This is a genomic window from Micromonospora sp. D75, from assembly GCF_018070405.1.
Classification (GTDB): domain Bacteria; phylum Actinomycetota; class Actinomycetes; order Mycobacteriales; family Micromonosporaceae; genus Micromonospora; species Micromonospora chalcea.
In genome coordinates this window covers 1-2,988 of record NZ_JAGPXV010000681.1, presented here as the reverse complement: position 1 = coordinate 2,988, position 2,988 = coordinate 1, and the positions used below count along the sequence as shown (strand labels likewise).

At 75.6% G+C, this 2,988-nt stretch carries 4 protein-coding genes; 3 read left to right on the top strand and 1 reads right to left on the bottom strand.

Annotation, left to right across the window (positions count from 1 at the left end; genetic code table 11):
* From KBX39_RS27580 to KBX39_RS27570, 3 genes are all read left to right on the top strand, one after another.
* Window positions 1-1,337: FtsX-like permease family protein (locus KBX39_RS27580; protein ID WP_210873281.1), on the top strand; the 1,337-nt coding region annotated here is incomplete at its 5' end.
* Between the two features lie 153 nt (window positions 1,338-1,490).
* Window positions 1,491-1,958 carry a nitroreductase family deazaflavin-dependent oxidoreductase gene (locus KBX39_RS27575; protein WP_043325828.1) on the top strand — a complete coding sequence of 156 codons (468 nt, stop codon included), beginning with the start codon at window positions 1,491-1,493 and terminating at the stop codon, window positions 1,956-1,958.
* A gap of 105 nt (window positions 1,959-2,063) precedes the next feature.
* Complete coding sequence (locus KBX39_RS27570) at window positions 2,064-2,792, top strand: nucleotidyltransferase domain-containing protein (protein WP_210873279.1); 729 nt, start codon at window positions 2,064-2,066, stop codon at window positions 2,790-2,792.
* 13 nt (window positions 2,793-2,805) lie between these two features.
* Here KBX39_RS27570 and KBX39_RS27565 read toward each other — a convergent pair.
* A partial coding sequence (locus KBX39_RS27565) for a VIT1/CCC1 transporter family protein (protein WP_210873276.1) occupies window positions 2,806-2,988 on the bottom strand: 183 nt, incomplete at its 5' end.

Here is a 2,988-nt window from a genome sequence, read left to right as displayed (position 1 = left end):
GTGTCGCCCTGGGCGAGCTGGGGCTGGTGTTCTGCACCCCGACGCTCGTGGGCGTGCTGGGCCGGGCCGGCCGGCTGCTGCCGCTCACCCCCCGGCTCGCGTTGCGCGACGCCAGCCGCAACCGGTCGTCGGCCGCGCCGGCCATCTCGGCGGTGATGGCCGCCGTCGCCGGAAGCGTCGCGCTCGGCGTCTACGTGGCGAGTGACGAGACCCGCTCCCGGGAACTCTGGCAGCCCGGCCTGCCGCCGGGCAACGTGCTGCTCACCCACTCCGGCGAGATCCCGGCGGGCCCGCCGTCGGCCGAGGTCGTCGCCAACCGGGCCCGCACGGTACTGCCCGACGCCACGGTGACGCCCGTCGCCGTCCCCGGGTGCGCCGGCGACGTCCGGGACAAGAACGACTGCGCGGCGTACGCGCTCGTTCCGCCGGAGCGGCGCTGCCCGTACACCTCCTCCGACCCGGTTCCCGACTCGGCCCGGCGCGATCCGCGCTGCGTGAGCCCCTTCCAGGAGCCGGTCGACGTCTACCTGCCGGCGCTCGTGGACGACGGCGCCGCGCTGGCCGCGCTCACCGGCGCGCCCGCCGACGAGCTGGCCGCCGCGCGCCGGACGCTCGCCACCGGCGGCGTGGTGGTCACCGACGCCCGGCGGGTGGTGGACGGGCAGGTCCGGGTGGAGGTCAACTACAACTCCGGCGGCCCGCCCACCGGGCGTCTCCTGCCCGCGTACGCGCTGCGCGGCGGTCTCAGCGTCGATCGGCTGGTGCTCTCCCCCGCCGCCGCGGACGCGCTCGGCCTGTCCGCCGTACCGCTTGGCTACCTGCTGGACACCGCCGGCTCGCCCACCGATCGGCAGATGGAGATGCTGACCGACGAGCTGTACGACATCGGGCCCATGTCGGCGCAGGTGGCGACCGCCGACCCGCCGTCGGACCAGCGCCCGATGCTGCTCCTGCTGGCGGTGGCCTCGGGGGTGATCACGCTCGGCGCCGCCGCTGTCGCCACCGGCCTCGCCGCGGCCGAGGGCCGCCGGGACCTGTCCACGCTCGCGGCGGTGGGCGCCGATCCCCGGGTACGCCGCCTGCTGTCGCTCTGCCAGGCCGGGGTCATCGCGGTGCTCGGCTCCGCGCTGGGCATCGTCGCCGGGCTCGGCTCCGCCGTGGTCGTCCTGGCCGCGCTCAACCAGCGGTACGCGGACTCCTGGCCGGTGCAGCCGCCGTACCCGGTGACGGTGCCCGGCGTGACGCTCGCCGCGCTGGTCGTGGTGCCGCTGGTGGCGATGGGCGGCGCGGCGCTGTTCACCAGGTCCCGCCTGCCGATCGAACGCCGGCTCGACTGAGCCGGCCACCCAGGCATGATCCACACCATTTCGCCGGAGTGGCGGCATCGCGGTGGGGTGGATGCCACCACTTCGGGGAAATGGAGTCGACCTTGGGGCGGACTGACCGTCCGAGGGGGTGACGGGGCGCGGTGCGGGCGGCACACTTGTCGGATGTCAGCCCTGGGAACCCTCACCCGCCGTCTCGGTCACCAGCGTTGGTTCGGCGCCACCATGCGCCTGCTCGTCCCGGCCGACCGGCTGGTCGGCCGGATGACGAAGGGCCGAGTGGTCGCCTTCGGGCTCGTGCCCACGCTGGTGCTCACCTCCACCGGCCGCCGCTCCGGCAAGCCCCGCAGCAACCCCCTGGTGTACGTCCCCGACGGCGACGCCTACGTGGTGATCGGCTCGAACTGGGGGCAGCAGCACCAGCCGTCCTGGACGTTCAACCTGATGGCCAATCCGGCCGCCGAGGTGGACGTCAAGGGCCGCCGGATCCCGGTCACCGCCGAGCAGGTCACCGGCGAGGAACGGGAACGGCTGTTCCAGCGGCTGGTGCAGGAGTGGCCCGCGTACCGCACGTACGTCGAGCGCGCCGGTAACCGCGAGATCCGCGTCTTCCGCCTGGTCCCGAACGCCTGAGCGCCCCTGCCGCGGACGCGCACAATCCGACATCCGCGCCCCCGGGGCCGCCCGGCCCGATCTGGCTAGGGTTGCCGCAGGCGAGCGCTCGGACGGAGGTGGACCGTGGCTGTCGACGTGAACGCCGAGCGGCGTCTGGACGACCCGCGGTGGCAGGTGGCCGAGCGCGTCGGTGACGCCGTCCTGCGGCGGTTCCCGGCCGACGTGCTGGCGGTCGCCGTACACGGTCCGCTCGCGCACGGCGACGACGACGGCGGCGGGGACCGCGAGGTCGGGTTGCTGGTCGTCACCTACCGGCCCGGCGCCGGGCCGCCGCCGGCCACCCGCCGGGTCGACGGGGTGCTCGTCGACCTGACAGTGGCCGGGGCGGACGACTACCTGCGCCGGGCGACGACGATCACGTCCCGGTGGCCGCTGGCCGCTGATCGGTACGTCACCACCCGTGCCCTGCACGACCCGACCGGCTGGCTGCCGAAGCTGCGCGACGAGCACCTGGCGCGACTGGCGCGGGCCCGGCCGGCGGAGTTCACCGGCGCCGCGCGGCAGGCGTGGTACCGGGGCAGCGCGGCGCACGCCCGGGCGTTGCGGCTGGCCGAGTGGTACGAGACGGACCAGGCACTGCTCATGCTCGGCGAGGCGCGGCTGGCCGCGGCGACGGTGCAGGGGCTGTTCAGCCGCACCTACTTCCGCGACGCCGGGGACGCGGTGCGGCGTACCGGGCTGGCCGGCGCGGACATGACCGAGGTGGGCGCGGCGCTGACCCGCCAGGCCGAGGAGCTGGCCGCCCGGGGCCGGCCGGTCGACGGCACGATCGACGACCTGCTGTCCGGCTGAGGACGGCTCCGCCTCAGCCGATGCCGCCGCCGACGCCGATCAGCGCGCCGATCAGGTAGGTGGCGCCGGCCGCCAGCGCGCCGAGCAGCAGCTGCCGCAGACCGGCACGCCACCAGGCACGGTTGGTGAACCGGGCCACGATCGCACCGGCGACGAAGAGGCCGACGCCGCCGACGGCGAGCGCCAGCCAGAGGCT